This window comes from Vibrio sp. D173a, from assembly GCF_030248475.1.
Map to the genome: position 1 here is coordinate 1 of NZ_JAHGAH010000490.1, position 657 is coordinate 657.

1 protein-coding gene is annotated in these 657 nt (G+C 43.7%); it reads right to left on the reverse strand.

Features of this window, described 5'->3' with window-relative positions; translation table 11 throughout:
• On the reverse strand, positions 1-657 hold a 657-nt coding region (locus KIV40_RS26995), incomplete at both ends, for a polysaccharide biosynthesis protein (RefSeq protein WP_285352253.1).

Sequence of the window (657 nt, forward strand, 5' to 3'; positions counted from 1 at the left end):
AGTTCTCAGCGAGGTCTGTAATCTTAACTGACTCACCCATATCAAGAACAAACACGTCGCCCCCCTTACCCATCGCACCAGCTTGAATAACAAGTTGTGACGCTTCAGGAATCGTCATGAAGAAACGGGTAATATCGGGGTGAGTTACCGTTAAAGGGCCACCGGCTTTTATCTGCTTTTTAAAGAGTGGTATAACAGAGCCAGAAGACCCAAGAACATTACCAAATCGAACCATACAGAAACGAGTACCATTTTCTTTCTGGTTCTCTTGTTCGGCTAAGGCTTGCAAACCCAGCTCTGCCATACGTTTGGTTGTACCCATCACATTTGTTGGACGTACCGCTTTGTCTGTTGAGATCAATACAAATGACTCGACACCAGCTTCAATAGCCGCTTTCGCGGTGTAGTAAGTGCCATAAACATTGTTTCGTACACCTTCTACAACATTGTACTCAACAAGAGGAACATGTTTGTACGCTGCTGCGTGATAAACCGTCTCAACCTTAAAAGACTTCATTGCTGTAAGTAATCGATGAGAGCGTTGAACTGAGCCCAGAAGAGGGGCGATTTCTACATCAAGGCCTTTGGATTCTTTTAGTAAAGAAAGCTCACGATCAATTTGATACAAGCCAAATTCTGACAGCTCAAATAAAACGA